15 protein-coding genes are annotated in these 13,937 nt (G+C 37.2%); 5 read left to right on the top strand and 10 right to left on the bottom strand.

All coding sequences use genetic code 11. The features are described from left to right. Nucleotides 1–250 precede the first annotated feature (250 nt). Nucleotides 251–1,024, bottom strand: coding sequence for a LytR/AlgR family response regulator transcription factor (locus SOLCA_RS14795; protein ID WP_014681276.1), 774 nt, complete (start codon nt 1,022–1,024; stop codon nt 251–253). A 179-nt stretch (nt 1,025–1,203) separates the two neighbouring features. Here SOLCA_RS14795 and SOLCA_RS22475 point away from each other — a divergent pair, with 179 nt between their 5' ends. Beyond that, nucleotides 1,204–2,991: a sensor histidine kinase gene (locus tag SOLCA_RS22475; RefSeq protein ID WP_081480003.1), complete on the top strand. Its 1,788-nt coding sequence runs from the start codon at nt 1,204–1,206 to the stop codon at nt 2,989–2,991. Between the two features lie 60 nt (nt 2,992–3,051). Here SOLCA_RS22475 and SOLCA_RS14805 read toward each other — a convergent pair whose 3' ends face one another. The 7 genes from SOLCA_RS14805 to SOLCA_RS14835 all read right to left on the bottom strand — a co-directional run bounded on the left by SOLCA_RS14805 (nt 3,052) and on the right by SOLCA_RS14835 (nt 8,611). Next, nucleotides 3,052–3,939, bottom strand: coding sequence for an IS3 family transposase (locus tag SOLCA_RS14805; RefSeq protein WP_157604733.1), 888 nt, complete (start codon nt 3,937–3,939; stop codon nt 3,052–3,054). Beyond that, complete coding sequence (locus SOLCA_RS14810; protein WP_042479901.1) at nt 3,885–4,292, bottom strand: IS3 family transposase; 408 nt, start codon at nt 4,290–4,292, stop codon at nt 3,885–3,887. The genes SOLCA_RS14805 and SOLCA_RS14810 overlap by 55 nt, the downstream gene beginning before the upstream one ends. Nucleotides 4,293–4,389: 97 nt before the next feature. Continuing rightward, on the bottom strand, nt 4,390–4,695 hold the full coding sequence (gene rpsJ / locus SOLCA_RS14815; protein ID WP_014681279.1) for a 30S ribosomal protein S10: 306 nt from the start codon (nt 4,693–4,695) through the stop codon (nt 4,390–4,392). A 136-nt stretch (nt 4,696–4,831) separates the two neighbouring features. Continuing rightward, nucleotides 4,832–6,940, bottom strand: a complete 2,109-nt coding sequence (fusA, locus tag SOLCA_RS14820; protein ID WP_014681280.1) for an elongation factor G — start codon at nt 6,938–6,940, stop codon at nt 4,832–4,834. A 30-nt stretch (nt 6,941–6,970) separates the two neighbouring features. Further along, complete coding sequence (gene rpsG, locus SOLCA_RS14825; RefSeq protein ID WP_014681281.1) at nt 6,971–7,438, bottom strand: 30S ribosomal protein S7; 468 nt, start codon at nt 7,436–7,438, stop codon at nt 6,971–6,973. 35 nt (nt 7,439–7,473) lie between these two features. After that, complete coding sequence (gene rpsL / locus SOLCA_RS14830; RefSeq protein WP_014681282.1) at nt 7,474–7,884, bottom strand: 30S ribosomal protein S12; 411 nt, start codon at nt 7,882–7,884, stop codon at nt 7,474–7,476. 154 nt (nt 7,885–8,038) lie between these two features. Beyond that, nucleotides 8,039–8,611, bottom strand: a complete 573-nt coding sequence (locus tag SOLCA_RS14835; RefSeq protein ID WP_014681283.1) for a hypothetical protein — start codon at nt 8,609–8,611, stop codon at nt 8,039–8,041. Between the two features lie 133 nt (nt 8,612–8,744). Here SOLCA_RS14835 and SOLCA_RS14840 point away from each other — a divergent pair, with 133 nt between their 5' ends. Then, nucleotides 8,745–9,749 (top strand): alpha/beta hydrolase, encoded by a 1,005-nt coding sequence (locus SOLCA_RS14840; protein ID WP_014681284.1) that lies wholly within the window; start codon nt 8,745–8,747, stop codon nt 9,747–9,749. Nucleotides 9,750–9,791: 42 nt separating this feature from the next. Then, nucleotides 9,792–11,441 carry a glucose-6-phosphate isomerase gene (gene pgi / locus SOLCA_RS14845; RefSeq protein WP_014681285.1) on the top strand — a complete coding sequence of 550 codons (1,650 nt, stop codon included), beginning with the start codon at nt 9,792–9,794 and terminating at the stop codon, nt 11,439–11,441. 39 nt (nt 11,442–11,480) lie between these two features. Here pgi and SOLCA_RS14850 read toward each other — a convergent pair whose 3' ends face one another. Both SOLCA_RS14850 and pth read right to left on the bottom strand, forming a co-directional pair. Continuing rightward, nucleotides 11,481–11,831: a hypothetical protein gene (locus SOLCA_RS14850; protein WP_042479904.1), complete on the bottom strand. Its 351-nt coding sequence runs from the start codon at nt 11,829–11,831 to the stop codon at nt 11,481–11,483. A 161-nt stretch (nt 11,832–11,992) separates the two neighbouring features. After that, entirely contained in the window at nt 11,993–12,553 is a 561-nt protein-coding gene (pth, locus tag SOLCA_RS14855) for an aminoacyl-tRNA hydrolase (RefSeq protein WP_014681286.1), read from the bottom strand. Between the two features lie 129 nt (nt 12,554–12,682). Here pth and SOLCA_RS14860 point away from each other — a divergent pair, with 129 nt between their 5' ends. Both SOLCA_RS14860 and SOLCA_RS14865 read left to right on the top strand, forming a co-directional pair. Beyond that, nucleotides 12,683–13,090, top strand: coding sequence for an IS3 family transposase (locus SOLCA_RS14860; RefSeq protein WP_042479901.1), 408 nt, complete (start codon nt 12,683–12,685; stop codon nt 13,088–13,090). Beyond that, nucleotides 13,036–13,923, top strand: a complete 888-nt coding sequence (locus tag SOLCA_RS14865) for an IS3 family transposase (protein ID WP_157604733.1) — start codon at nt 13,036–13,038, stop codon at nt 13,921–13,923. The genes SOLCA_RS14860 and SOLCA_RS14865 overlap by 55 nt, the downstream gene beginning before the upstream one ends. Nucleotides 13,924–13,937: the final 14 nt, after the last annotated feature.

Below are 13,937 nucleotides of genomic sequence, written 5' to 3' on the forward strand. Positions count from 1 at the left end.
TGAAACCGTTTAAGGCAATTACAATTTTTAAGTAAATGTGCAATCATAGTTTAAGTGGTGAATGATTTAGATTGAATAGTATATAGAACCACCAACAAGGCCTATAAACCAAACCCAAACCTAATCATCACTACTTCTTAACTATTAACAATGTATGTGAAAGGAATACTTTAGCATGTGAACAGCAAAATTATTGCTGTAAAGAATAATGATTAACCTTACTTTTTAAGTATCTTATAGAGAGGAATGATTAACGAAAATCAAAACATTTGAAAAATTCATCTTTATAATTTCTACCTAATGGAACCTCATTTTTCCCAATATTTAAGAAGACATCATTAAATGTGGTTAAATGATCGAGATTTACTGCATAGGATCGATGGACACGAATAAGTCCGGGCATTTCAAGTTTCTCAAGAATAGCATTTAATGATAAACGAAGCGAATATTGCTTATCGACAGTATATATATTGGTGTAGTTATTTTCAGCTTCCAGATAGTATATGTCTTCGAGTTTAATCTTTAAAAAACGATAATTCTGTTTAATAAAAACATGTCCATTAAAATGCAAGATAGATTCTTTCCCGCTCTGCTCCTTTTCTTTGCCTTGCAGCGTAAAAACAGGAGTTGAATCCACCTCTTTCCGAACTGCAAAATTATTGAGAGCCATCTCAATTGCTATTCTCAGGTTTGCAATTTGAAAAGGTTTTACCAAATAGGCTGATGGGAAGGTTTCCTTAGCTCGCTCAATAGTCGCTGCATCCGTAAATGCAGTTAAATAAATAAACGGAACTTCTCGCATTGATAAAATTCTCTTTATTGTTTCGATGCCGTCACAATCACCTTTAATACTCACATCCATTAATAAAAGGTCAACCGCATTATTTTTGAATATTGATAATGCTTCATCTGCATTATCGGCAACTCCGGCAATTGTAAAGCCCTCCAACAATAGTTTCTCTTCCAAATCCATCGCAAGAATGGCCTCGTCTTCCACTATCATTACATTAATATTGTCTTTCATAAGAATGATAAATGAGGAGAGCTTAATAGAAATAAATGATATTTAAATATTTTTACAATTGCGAAAATAAATAAAACAACAGACTTAAACGCTTAACTCATTCGCATTATTTATTATTTTTGTTTGACTATTAACTAGTTATTACTGCTCTCCTTAAGTTATCAACCTAAATCTATCCAATGAACCATTGCTCAGTCAGGTACCCAATATTGGCATTTTGCTTTATTTTAACAGGATTTATGATTGCCTGCAAAAAGGAAAATCCACCATTTAATGAATTCAAAAAGGTTTTATCTCCTATAGCAATTGAAGAGTTATATAAAAAAGGAAATAGAACTTCATTAAGCGATTCCATTAATTATTATTCAAAACATTTGCTAGAGGTTTCAACAGATAATAACGATGCTTATATCAAAGGGAAAACTCTTGAAGCCAAATATTTATGGAGAACGGGGCAACATCAAAAGGCGATTACCTCAGCAATGGAAGGATTAAAAGAGGCACATCTAAATAACAATACAAAGCAAATTCCTTGGTTACATGCCATTTTAGCTAATGTTTTCAAAGAGAAAGAGAGCTATTCATTAGCAATGGAAAATGCAAAAAAAGGTCTTGATCAGGCAATTACTTCAAAAGACACTGTAAATATTATTTACCTGATGAGGGTAAATGCTATGATCTGGAGGGGTTATGGTATGGTGACAAATAATGAAAACTATATTAATAAATCTATCACCACACATCTTGAAGGATTAAAACTTGCAGAAAGCTCACCTAAGTATAAACTTGAACGTCCCGGATATTATAGTAATATTTCTCAGTTTTATCTTGAACATAGGAATGATTTTGAAAGTGCTATATATTATGGATTAAAAGGTCATGAAATAAGTACCAAGAATAACGACTTTAGTAACCTGTCATACATAAGTAGTTGGTTAGGAATTGCTTATTACAAGAAAGGTGACAATAAAAGAGGTGAGCATTATTTAAATGAAGCACTAATTGCTTCACAAAAAACCAAACGTATTTTCAGGGAGATGGAGATTTATAGGGAATTCTCAGAATATAATGCCCTTAATGGTAACTATAAAGCTTCATTAGATTATCTGAAAAGATACAACTCCATCCATGATTCACTTGGTGTAGTTGATAATCTTAAAGCAATTAATGAGTTGGAAGTTCAATATAAATCAGAACTGAAGGACAAACAAATTGCGCTGTTGAATCAGATCGAGAAGAATAATACTGCTAAGTTCACCTTAGCAATTGTAGTACTTTCCATTGTAGTAATATCTATCATCATATTAAGTTTTCAATATCGCCAGATTAGAAATAACAATAAAAAAATTGTTCAACAGGCAGATAAACTTCAGTTACTACTTAAAGAACTTCATCATCGTGTAAAAAACAACCTTCAAATCATATCAAGTCTGCTCAGCTTGCAGTCGAACCGACTGGTGGATGAGGATGTAAAAAAGGTTGTGCAAACCGGACAGCAACGTATTGAAGCAATGTCGCTTATTCACCGTAATCTCTATCAGCTCAATAATCCCGGAATGGTGAACATGAAAGAATACATTACTGATTTATGTGAGAGTTTGTCCAAAAGCTTCGGTTTTTCATTAGATGACCTTCAACTAAAAATTGAGATTGATCTGGATGAACTAGATGTTGATAAGGCCATTCCTTTAGGTTTGATTATTAATGAATGGATTACCAATGCATTTAAATATGCTTATGAAGATGTAAAAAGGCCGGAATTAACCATAAGTTTGACGCTTGAAGAAGGAATTAAATTATCAATTGAAGACAACGGACCTGGTTTACCAACGGAAAAATGGGAGAATCCTCAATCATCATTTGGTTTAAAACTGGTTAAAGTGTTAAGTAAACAACTAAATGGACATTTCAAACTTGATAATACTAAAGGAACATTGTTTAGTTTAAATATTCCAATGGCTAGCTAATTCAGCATAAGATGAATTTTCCTGAACAGTCTGAATGGTCCTGAAATAAGTTGACAGATTTTATACAGATCCCAGTTGCATAAGTAGCTGGGATTTTTGTTTATAAACACACTGAGGTGTTTGCATTTGCAAAGATAAATGCGGACGATAGTTGTTGTATAAATTTACGGCTTCTTCTGCTAATAATTTTGCATGAAGCTTAGATTTCAGCCTATTCCCTAAGCCAAATTCTTCTTTTAACGTTCTGTTCATTCGCTCTGCCAGCGCATTTTCATACGGATCGGACTGTTCGGTCATGCTCATGGTAATTGCATGTGAACTGGCAAGGCCCACGTATTCTGCACTACAGTATTGCAATCCTCTGTCTGAATGATGAATCAATCCATCCGTTTTTGTTTGGCGGTGTTTAATGGCCATTTGAAGGGCTTGCTTCATCTGGACTGCTTCCATGCTATCTGCTACTACATAACCCATAATCTTTCGGCTATAGACGTCGGTCACCAAGTTTAGATAGCAGTTGCCCTCATCCGTTTTTAAATAGGTGATATCACTTACCCAAACCTGATCAGGCTGATCAACCGTTCTGTTTTTAAGCAAATTGGGATATTTCCTGAGCCAATGTTTGGACATAGTGGTTTGCACATACCGCCGTTTAGGCCAAATCAACAACTGATGATTACGTAAGAAGTCAAAGAGTTTATCCCTGCCCATTTTGATCTGCTGAGCCTGAAAGCTATCCCGAAGCTGATGATGCAATTTCCGTCCACCTAAGCGTGATAAAACTTTCCGTTCTTTTTCAACCAGTTTCTTTACGGCAGCTTCTTGCGCTGCTTGTAAAGCCTGCTCTTTACAGTGCTTGTAAAAGTATTGTCGGCTATAACCTAAAGTGTTTGCTACAAATTTGACGGGATATCCTCCTCTGACTGAGCCTGCTTTGTAGCTTCGGATAACAGGCTCAAATACTTTTTTCGAATATCGGTATGAAACTGGCTGTCGGCTATATCGATGGCCCGGTTCAGTATTTCCTTTTCCTGTTCCAGCCGTTTGAGCTTTTTCTCCAGTTCTTTTATTTTTTTACTAGGCGTATCGCGTTTCATGAGCTCTGATTCTTTCCAGTCTAATCTACCATGTTTTCGCAACCAAACCAAAACAGTGCTTCTTCCCTGGATTCCGTAACGAAGCTGCGCCTGCTTATATGTAAGTTCGCCTTTTTCTACCGCGTCCACAATCTCCAGTTTAAAGGCTAAACTGTAATCTTTTTGAGTCCTTCGATGGTAACTCTTAATTTCCTGATCTTTCATATAGTTAACTCTTGTTGTGTCAACTTATTTCAGGACGGAACAGTCCAAAAACAAAAAAGGCCGACATAAGTCGGCCTTTTCTTTTCAGTATCTACTATCACACTTTGATCTCAACTTCAACACCTGAAGGTAATTCAAGTTTCATCAACGCGTCAACAGTTTTAGCGTTAGAGCTATAGATATCCAATAAACGTTTGTAAGAACATAATTGGAACTGCTCACGTGCTTTTTTGTTAACGTGTGGAGAACGAAGTACAGTGAAGATTTTTTTCTCTGTTGGTAACGGAAGTGGTCCGCTAACTACTGCGCCAGTAGGCTTAACAGTTTTTACGATTTTATCAGCTGATTTATCAACTAAGTTGTAATCGTAAGATTTTAATTTAATACGAATTCTTTGGCTCATCTTTTTGTTTTATTAAATTTTCGCACCGTAAGAGCTATTTACTACGGATTGAAGTTTATCTTTTTGGATATGAGAGATGAGATTTGAGAAGTGAGAAAAGTCTCAAATCACAAATCCCAATACTCACATCTTAAATTTATGCGTTAGCTTTTTTGCCTTTTACTTTAGCAATTACTTCTTCAGCTACGTTTTTAGGAGCTTCTGCATAATGCGAGAACTCCATAGTAGAAGTAGCACGACCAGAGGTAATGGTACGTAAAATGGTTACATAACCAAACATTTCGCTCAATGGAACTTTAGCTTTGATTACTTGTGCACCAGCACGAGTATCCATACCTTCAAGTTGACCACGACGTTTGTTCAAGTCACCCATAACATCACCCATATTCTCTTCAGGTGTAAGAACTTCTACCTTCATGATAGGCTCCATTAACACAGGACGAGCTTTTGGTAATGCTTCACGGAATGCAGAACGAGCACAGATCTCAAATGACAAGGCATCTGAATCGACAGCGTGGAATGAACCATCGAACAAGCGAACTTTCATATCTGTAACTTCGTAACCAGCTAATACACCATTCGCCATTGCTGATTTGAAACCTTTCTCAATTGAAGGGATAAATTCACGAGGAATTGATCCACCCACAATTTCGTTAACGAATTGTAAGCCTGATTTACCTTCTTCAGTAATTGGAGAAATTTCAATTTGGATATCAGCAAATTTACCGCGACCACCTGATTGTTTTTTGTAAACCTCACGGTGAGTAACTGAACCAGTGATAGCCTCTTTGTAAGAAACTTGAGGAGCACCTTGGTTACACTCAACTTTAAACTCACGTCTCAAACGGTCAACGATGATTTCTAAGTGAAGCTCACCCATACCTGAGATAACTGTTTGACCAGTATCTTCGTCAGTTTGAACACGGAAGGTAGGATCTTCCTCAGCTAATTTAGCTAAAGCCATACCTAACTTATCAACGTCAGCCTGAGTTTTAGGCTCAATTGCTAAACCGATAACTGGCTCAGGGAAATCCATCGCTTCAAGAACGATTGGGTTTTTCTCATCACACAAAGTATCACCGGTTTTGATATCTTTAAATCCAACGATTGCAGCAATATCACCTGCTCCTACATTAGGAATAGGGTTTTGCTTATTAGCGTGCATTTGGAAGATACGAGAAATACGCTCTTTATTCTCTGAACGAGCATTATAAACGTAAGAACCTGCTTCTAAGTTACCTGAGTAAACACGGATAAAACACAAACGACCTACAAATGGGTCAGTTGCAATTTTAAATGCTAAAGCTGCAAATGGCTCTTTAACATCTGGCTTACGAGAAATTTCTTCACCGGTATCAGGGTTAGTACCTTTAACGGCTTCCTGATCCATTGGAGAAGGCAATAATTCCATTACGTAATCCAACATGGTTTGTACACCTTTATTTTTGAAAGATGAACCACAAACCATTGGAACGATTTTAGCATCCAATACAGCCTGACGTAAAGCGTCTAATACTTCACGCTCAGTAATTGAATTAGGATCTTCGAAGAATTTCTCCATCAAAGTCTCATCGTATTCCGCAACAGATTCTAATAATTTCTCTCTCCACTCAGCAACTTCATCAAGCATATCTTCAGGAATAGGCACTTCAGTAAAGGTCATACCTTTATCGTGCTCATTCCATACAAGACCACGGTTGTTGATCAAGTCAACTACACCTTTGAATGATTCTTCCGCTCCGATAGGTAACTGCAAAGGAATTGCGTTGCTACCTAACATATCTTTAACCTGTTTAACAACTTTTAAGAAGTCAGCTCCAGAACGATCCATTTTGTTAACGAAACCGATACGAGCTACATTATAGTTGTCAGCCAAGCGCCAGTTAGTCTCTGATTGAGGCTCAACACCATCAACAGCTGAGAACAAGAACACTAATCCGTCCAATACACGAAGTGAGCGGTTTACCTCTACGGTAAAGTCCACGTGACCTGGGGTATCGATAACGTTTACCTGGTATTTGTTACCTCTGTACGGCCAGAAAACTGTAGTAGCCGCTGAAGTGATAGTGATACCACGTTCTGCTTCCTGTACCATCCAGTCCATTGTTGAAGCACCTTCGTGTACCTCACCAATTTTGTGGTTCACACCTGCATAATAAAGGATACGCTCAGTTGTTGTGGTTTTACCAGCATCAATGTGAGCTGCGATCCCGATGTTTCTTGTGTATTTTAAATCTCTTGACATCGTCTTATGATTTCTCTTTTGTATTAGTTCTTAGAAACGGAAGTGTGAGAATGCTTTGTTAGCCTCAGCCATTTTGTGAGTATCCTCTTTTTTCTTAACTGCCGCACCTTCACCTTTAGCTGCTGCAATGATTTCACCCGCTAAACGCTCGTTCATAGTTTTCTCACCACGACGACGAGCATAAAGGATCATCCATTTCATTCCTAAAGCCGTTTTACGACCAGGACGAACTTCTGTAGGAACCTGGAAGTTAGCTCCACCTACACGGCGGCTTTTAACCTCTACAGCTGGCATAATGTTAGCCAATGCTTTTTTCCAAGTCTCTAATCCGTTTTCACTTGTTTTTTTCTCTACTAACTCAACTGCTTTGTAGAAAATATCGTACGCAATACTCTTTTTACCATCCCACATCATATGATTAACGAAACGGGTTACCATTACGTCATTGAATTTAGGATCAGGCAAAATAATGCGCTTTTTAGGGGTTGCCTTTCTCATTTTGTTTTCTTAATGTCTTTGTTGCCTTGAATTAATTACTTCTTCTTTTTACCGGCTGCTGCTGGAGCTTGACCTGGTTTAGGACGTTTTGTACCGTACTTCGAACGACGTTGGTTACGGCCATCAACACCTGAAGTATCCAATGCTCCACGAACGATGTGGTAACGTACACCTGGTAAATCTTTCACACGACCACCACGAATCAATACGATCGAGTGCTCTTGTAAGTTGTGACCTTCACCTGGGATGTATGCGTTAACCTCTTTACCGTTTGTTAAACGAACACGGGCAACTTTACGCATTGCTGAGTTAGGTTTTTTTGGGGTAGTGGTATATACACGGGTACATACTCCTCTTCGCTGTGGACATGAATCCAACGCTGGCGACTTACTCTTGTCAACCAGAGCTACTCTACCTTTTCTTACTAATTGCTGAATAGTAGGCATTTTTCTCTTTAAATAATTAAATACTACACCCAAATTTGGGGTTTGCAAAGGTAGACACAATATTTATATTTCACAACACTAGGTAGAAATTTAATTCTCAGATAATTATAGATTGATATTCTTCACTAAAAGGTAAGTGATTATGTATTATTTCTTAATAAAGCATCTTCCCTGTTGTTGGTAATTTTATGGGTTGAGAAAACCTGATCAATTTATCCTGATCCGAAAAAACAATTCCGTAAGTTTTCAGATCACTTGAAGATAACCTGTTTAAGTCAATAACTTTATAACTAGAATTTCTGTTAAAAATACATATGGCTTCAGGCAACTGAGGTTTACTATCCTGAACCGGCACTCTCATCAATACTTTAAACCGACCGGTTGAAAAAACCTTAGCTTCCCCATCATCGATAAAAAACTTGGTTTGCTCAACCGAATTTGTTTCCAGTTGACCTTCCATAGTCCAAACTTCTGATGCTTTTTCAAATGAAATAATCCGCTCCTTTAATGCTGAGTTTTCACTTAATAATGAATTATTTGCATAAGTAAAGCCCATTAACGATATAAACAATAGGAAATAGGCTGCAAATGCTCCCGACAAATTTAAGGTTAATCCTTTAAAAGGTCCTGCAACTGAAGTTTTAGAAGGAAGTGTTTTATATAATATATAGGAAGGAACAAGTGGTAGAATAGTTATTACAATTAAGTAAATCAATTGAGTATTCATAACAAAAAACGTTTATCCTACTTAAATTTACAAAGATTTATCGTGTATTTTCGTTATCATAACTTTCAATTAAACTATACAAACATTAACTTCTAAAGTTTCCTTTACATTTGGGTTTAATTATACATTCAATATGAGAAAAGCTATTAGACTACTTATTGCCGTTCTTTTTATTATCGGCGTTGTTTATTTCCTTGGACCAACACCTGAGAAACCTGTGTATAACGCAAGTTTACCTATCGTTCCGGCAGACACAGAACAATTGCAGTTGTATGTTAAGAACATTGATAGTCCGCATAAAATAAAACCCGGTAATGAATCGCAAATTATCTGGAATGATAGTACTAAATCAAAAACGACGTATGTTATTCTTTATTTACATGGATTTTCGGCCAGCCAGGAAGAAGGAAATCCGGTACATAAGGAATTTGCCAAGCGATATGGTTGCAATCTTTACCTGGCTCGTCTTTCAGAACATGGAATCGATACCAGTGATGCACTGGCAAATCTAACTGCTGAAAAATACTGGAGAAGCGCTGTACAAGCTTATGCAGTTGCTAAACAACTAGGTGAAAAGGTTATTATACTTAGCACTTCAACAGGAGGTACGTTGGCATTAAAATTAGCAGCAACTTACCCGGAGATTTATGGACTTATAAATCTTTCTCCCAATGTTGCAATTAATGATCCTGCGGCTTTTATCACCAATGATCCCTGGGGATTGCAGTTAACAAAACTTGTAACAGGAAGTGATTTTAAAAGCTCCCCTGTTGATAATCCTGAATTAACAAAATACTGGTATTACTCTTATCGCTGTGAGGCCGTTCCTGCTTTAGAAGAATTGGTAGAAACTTCAATGACCAAAAAGACTTTTGAAAAAGTAAAATGTCCTGTGCTGATAGTATGTTATTATAAGGATGAAAAAAATCAAGATCCTACGGTAAAAGTATCAGCTATGAAAGAAATGATGAGCCAGCTGGGAACACCCGATTCAGAAAAAGAATTTAAACCTTTACCTGGACCCGAAACGCATGTCATTGGCAACCACATAAGAAGTAAGGATGTAAAAAGTGTTCAATCAGCCTGTTATGAGTTTGCTGAAAAGGTATTGAAACTTCATCCACAACCAACTGTTTAATTGTGTATTTTTGACACTTAGAAAATAACACAAACAATTATAATGGCACTTAAAAGTATTAATCCAACCTCAACTCAGGCATGGAAAAAGCTTGAGAAACACTATGAGGAATTTAAAAACGTCAGTTTACGTGATCTTTTTGCAAACGATATCAATCGTTTCCAAACTCACCATATTCAATTTAATGATCTGTTAATAGATTATTCTAAGAATAGAGTAAATGATACGACGTTAGCACTTTTGTTTGAACTTGCTACAGAGTGTGGCTTGCAAGAGGCTATTGAAAAACAGTTTTCCGGGGATGTAATTAATGCAACTGAGAACAGAGCTGTATTACATACTGCCTTACGTAATCGCAAAAACTCACCTGTTTTAGTAGATGGAAAAGATGTAATGCCTGATGTTAATGCTGTACTTTCTCAAATGAAAGCATTCTCTGCTCAGGTTATCTCAGGCGAATGGAAAGGTTTTTCCGGCAAAGAAATTACTGATGTAGTTAACATCGGTATTGGAGGCTCAGATCTTGGTCCGTATATGGTTTGTGAAGCATTGAAGCATTACAAAACCCGCCTGAACCTTCACTTTGTTTCTAACGTTGACGGAGCACATCTTGCAGAAACTGTAAAAACGTTAAATCCGGAAACTACTTTATTCATTATTGCTTCAAAAACATTTACAACTCAAGAAACTATGAGCAATGCGTTAAGCGCACGTGACTGGTTCTTGAACATTGCAAAAGATAATGCTGCGGTTGCAAAACACTTTGTCGCCTTATCAACTAATAAAACAAAAGTTACTGAGTTCGGCATTGATGAAAACAATATGTTCGGTTTTTGGGACTGGGTTGGTGGTCGCTACTCATTATGGAGTGCCATTGGTTTATCCATTTGCTTAAGTGTCGGATTTGAAAAGTTTGAAGAATTATTGAGTGGTGCTCATGCAATGGATGAGCATTTCAAAACTGCTGACTTCTCTAAAAACATTCCGGTTGTTTTAGCTTTGTTAGGTATTTGGTATAACAACTTCTTTGGAGCCGAAAGTCATGCATTACTCCCTTATGATCAATATTTACATCGTTTTGCAGCCTATTTCCAACAAGGGGATATGGAGAGTAACGGTAAATATGTAGACCGTTCGGGTAATAAAGTTAGTTATCAAACCGGACCTATTATTTGGGGTGAACCTGGAACTAACGGACAACATGCATTTTATCAATTAATTCACCAGGGCACCAAATTGATTCCTGCTGATTTTCTTGCTGCTGCCCAGCCTTTAAATGACATGGGTGATCATCATGAGAAATTACTGTCCAACTTTTTTGCTCAAACGGAAGCATTAGCTTTTGGAAAAACTGAAAAAGATGTAAGAGATGAGTTCTTAGGCTCAGGTAAATCACAGGAAGAAATTGACTTTATTACTCCGTATAAAGTATTTGAAGGCAACCGTCCGACCAACTCAATTATTTACAAGCGTTTGACTCCTTTTAATTTAGGTGCGTTGTTAGCAATGTACGAGCAAAAGATCTACGTTCAGGGTGTTATCTGGAATATCTTCAGCTTTGATCAATGGGGTGTTGAATTAGGTAAGCAGTTAGCCAATGTTATTTTACCTGAATTAAAATCATCTGATAAGATCACTTCACATGACTCATCAACTAATGGGTTGATTAATGCCTGGAAAGAGATGAGATAGACAAAAAAAGTCCATGGTTTCCATGGACTTTTTTTATGCTTATTTATTCGCTGTTACAGGAGCAGAACTCATGGTTATTAAGTATTTCATAATGGCTTCCTGTGTTTTCGGGTTAATCACGTCACTTCCGGCCTTACGATTTGCCTTTTTGACCATTTTTGGAACGATCATACTCCACTGTGTTTCGCTAAAATCTTGTGGATTCTTTAACGCATGACATCCACTGCAAAACTTTTGGTTAGCAGCATTACCCTCTTTATACTCTTCCAAAGTATATCCGGGAAATTTCAAAGCACCTCTTTCAACATCTGCATTTTTGGTAGAAGCAACTTTAGATGTACCACATGCTACTAAAACAATGGCACTAATAACAATTAAACTTTTATTCATTGATTTTTGGGTTTGGAAATCTTATTTTTTTCGAATCCAATATAAAATTAAATCTTTCATAAAAGTTAAAAGTTTATCAAATTATGCAAGTAAACAAAAGAGCGGCTATTAAAAATTTAATAGCCGCTCTTTATAATTACTTAAAAATATTCCCGCTTAACTTACTTATTCAACCGCGTCATCGCCAATTCAATTCCAATGGTTGAAAAGGCTTTGATCATTTCAATGCTTTTATCAATTAATAAGGGCAATTGAGGACTTTCATCATCATCAAAGCCACTTAATACGTAATCGACCTGTCTACCCCTTGGAAAGTTATCGCCAATACCAAAACGGATACGTGGATAAGCCTGAGTGCCGATCATAGATTCAATATTCTTTAACCCGTTATGTCCGGCGTTACCTCCCTTTGGTTTCAATTGAACGCGACCAAATGGTAATGCAAGCTCATCAACGATAACCAACGTATTTTCAACAGGAATTTTCAGTGTCTGCATCCAATAATTAAGTGCCTTACCACTTAAATTCATGTAAGTTGTGGGCTTTATTAAATGCAATGTTCTACCCTTAAAGTTTACTTCAGTGTAATATGCATGACGTTCTGTGGTAAATTTCACACCTTCTTCCTTTGCAAATTGGTCTAAAACCATAAAGCCTATATTATGACGGGTATCTGCATATTCAGGACCTATATTTCCAAGTCCGGCAATTAAGTATTTCATTTATTAAGATATGATTCGGGGCACAAATCTAACAAAATAAAAAAGCAGTCCCGGGTTTAACCAAGACTGCTTAATTTTTTAAAGGAGTGTTCCGTCCTGAAATAAGTTGACACAACAAGAGTTAACTATATGAAAGATCAGGAAATTAAGAGTTACCATCGAAGGACTCAAAAAGATTACAGTTTAGCCTTTAAACTGGAGATTGTGGACGCGGTAGAAAAAGGCGAACTTACATATAAGCAGGCGCAGCTTCGTTACGGAATCCAGGGAAGAAGCACTGTTTTGGTTTGGTTGCGAAAACATGGTAGATTAGACTGGAAAGAATCAGAGCTCATGAAACGCGATACGCCTAGTAAAAAAATAAAAGAACTGGAGAAAAAGCTCAAACGGCTGGAACAGGAAAAGGAAATACTGAACCGGGCCATCGATATAGCCGACAGCCAGTTTCATACCGATATTCGAAAAAAGTATTTGAGCCTGTTATCCGAAGCTACAAAGCAGGCTCAGTCAGAGGAGGATATCCCGTCAAATTTGTAGCAAACACTTTAGGTTATAGCCGACAATACTTTTACAAGCACTGTAAAGAGCAGGCTTTACAAGCAGCGCAAGAAGCTGCCGTAAAGAAACTGGTTGAAAAAGAACGGAAAGTTTTATCACGCTTAGGTGGACGGAAATTGCATCATCAGCTTCGGGATAGCTTTCAGGCTCAGCAGATCAAAATGGGCAGGGATAAACTCTTTGACTTCTTACGTAATCATCAGTTGTTGATTTGGCCTAAACGGCGGTATGTGCAAACCACTATGTCCAAACATTGGCTCAGGAAATATCCCAATTTGCTTAAAAACAGAACGGTTGATCAGCCTGATCAGGTTTGGGTAAGTGATATCACCTATTTAAAAACGGATGAGGGCAACTGCTATCTAAACTTGGTGACCGACGTCTATAGCCGAAAGATTATGGGTTATGTAGTAGCAGATAGCATGGAAGCAGTCCAGATGAAGCAAGCCCTTCAAATGGCCATTAAACACCGCCAAACAAAAACGGATGGATTGATTCATCATTCAGACAGAGGATTGCAATACTGTAGTGCAGAATACGTGGGCCTTGCCAGTTCACATGCAATTACCATGAGCATGACCGAACAGTCCGATCCGTATGAAAATGCGCTGGCAGAGCGAATGAACAGAACGTTAAAAGAAGAATTTGGCTTAGGGAATAGGCTGAAATCTAAGCTTCATGCAAAATTATTAGCAGAAGAAGCCGTAAATTTATACAACAACTATCGTCCGCATTTATCTTTGCAAATGCAAACACCTCAGTGTGTTTATAAACAAAAATCCCAGCTACTTATGCAACTGGGATCTGTATAAAATCTGTCAACTTA

The organism is Solitalea canadensis DSM 3403, from assembly GCF_000242635.2.
Lineage (GTDB): Bacteria > Bacteroidota > Bacteroidia > Sphingobacteriales > Sphingobacteriaceae > Solitalea > Solitalea canadensis.

Bases quoted from the DNA above. Each gene is read 5' to 3' on its own strand.
- SOLCA_RS14795 (WP_014681276.1), bottom strand. From the start codon at position 1,024: ATGAAAGACAATATTAATGTAATGATAGTGGAAGACGAGGCCATTCTT.
- SOLCA_RS22475 (WP_081480003.1), top strand. From the start codon at position 1,204: ATGAACCATTGCTCAGTCAGGTACCCAATATTGGCATTTTGCTTTATT.
- SOLCA_RS14810 (WP_042479901.1), bottom strand. From the start codon at position 4,292: ATGAAAGATCAGGAAATTAAGAGTTACCATCGAAGGACTCAAAAAGAT.
- rpsJ (WP_014681279.1), bottom strand. From the start codon at position 4,695: ATGAGCCAAAGAATTCGTATTAAATTAAAATCTTACGATTACAACTTA.
- fusA (WP_014681280.1), bottom strand. From the start codon at position 6,940: ATGTCAAGAGATTTAAAATACACAAGAAACATCGGGATCGCAGCTCAC.
- rpsG (WP_014681281.1), bottom strand. From the start codon at position 7,438: ATGAGAAAGGCAACCCCTAAAAAGCGCATTATTTTGCCTGATCCTAAA.
- rpsL (WP_014681282.1), bottom strand. From the start codon at position 7,884: ATGCCTACTATTCAGCAATTAGTAAGAAAAGGTAGAGTAGCTCTGGTT.
- SOLCA_RS14835 (WP_014681283.1), bottom strand. From the start codon at position 8,611: ATGAATACTCAATTGATTTACTTAATTGTAATAACTATTCTACCACTT.
- SOLCA_RS14840 (WP_014681284.1), top strand. From the start codon at position 8,745: ATGAGAAAAGCTATTAGACTACTTATTGCCGTTCTTTTTATTATCGGC.
- pgi (WP_014681285.1), top strand. From the start codon at position 9,792: ATGGCACTTAAAAGTATTAATCCAACCTCAACTCAGGCATGGAAAAAG.
- SOLCA_RS14850 (WP_042479904.1), bottom strand. From the start codon at position 11,831: ATGAATAAAAGTTTAATTGTTATTAGTGCCATTGTTTTAGTAGCATGT.
- pth (WP_014681286.1), bottom strand. From the start codon at position 12,553: ATGAAATACTTAATTGCCGGACTTGGAAATATAGGTCCTGAATATGCA.
- SOLCA_RS14860 (WP_042479901.1), top strand. From the start codon at position 12,683: ATGAAAGATCAGGAAATTAAGAGTTACCATCGAAGGACTCAAAAAGAT.